1 protein-coding gene is annotated in these 875 nt (G+C 38.6%); it reads right to left on the bottom strand.

The window, feature by feature from the left end; all coding sequences use genetic code 11:
• Positions 1-281 precede the first annotated feature (281 nt).
• Positions 282-746 (bottom strand): sigma-70 family RNA polymerase sigma factor, encoded by a 465-nt coding sequence (locus J5566_RS10425; RefSeq protein WP_208563183.1) that lies wholly within the window; start codon positions 744-746, stop codon positions 282-284.
• Positions 747-875: the final 129 nt, after the last annotated feature.

An 875-nucleotide genomic window follows, 5' to 3' on the forward strand; every position in this document is an offset into this window, starting at 1 on the left:
TTTTGTTTTGTCATTGACGATTTATCCTTAGATAAATCACCCTGCACGTTTGGTTCGTCTTCTTTAATTTTCAAAGGTCTTGTGCGTTATCACTCTCTCGCGACAACTATCTTAGTTTATCATTTCTTGCGAAGCTTGTCAACACTTTTTTGAAACTTTTTTTCGTTTCATTTCTATTAACGCCCTCAAGAGACAACTCACTTATTCTATCACCTGAACTGGCCATTGTCAAGAGTTTTTTTAAACTTTTTTTGTTTTCTTTCTTTTTTATCCCCCCCTTGTCACCTAAAATCTTTCAAGACTTCTCTGAGTTCTTTCACCATTTCTTGTCGGCCTTTGAACCGTTCCCCACGGATTAGTTTCATATAGTTATCTTGTTGGATTGGGTCTAGTTGGTCATAATAGTTCCGTAATCCATCGCGTAGCGTCAAGAGGTCATCTTGTAATAGCCCTGGACTGCGTAAGCAATGACTCAGACTTCCTATTTCCTCATGTTGGAGGCGATCGAAAGTTCGTTTTTGGCTGGCCTGTTGGCGAAGTTTGTCCTTAATGTAGTTCCGAAAGCGGACTTTGAAGAAGCCGTATAGGTTCTGACTGTCCTTTAGATCTGGGTACTCCTGTAAGAGTTGATAGAAGACAAGCATTCCCTCTTGGTGCCAATCGCTTAGTTCCCAGCCTTTTAAATAATACTCTCTGCGGGTTTTCTCTACTATTCCCTTGACTTTTCCGTACTCTGATGAAAACATATAGTCTACCTCTTCCTACTTTTGTTTTCATTCTACTACCTATATCAACTCCTGAACAGGACATAAATGTCCGATTACAAAAAAAAAATTCAAAAAAACTAAACCATTACTGGTCTAGTTTTTCTTTTA

This window comes from Streptococcus suis (assembly GCF_017601095.1).
Classification (GTDB): Bacteria; Bacillota; Bacilli; order Lactobacillales; family Streptococcaceae; genus Streptococcus; species Streptococcus suis_Z.

Excerpts from the sequence above, each read along its gene's own strand:
- J5566_RS10425 (WP_208563183.1), bottom strand. The coding sequence starts at position 746 with ATGTTTTCATCAGAGTACGGAAAAGTCAAGGGAATAGTAGAGAAAACC.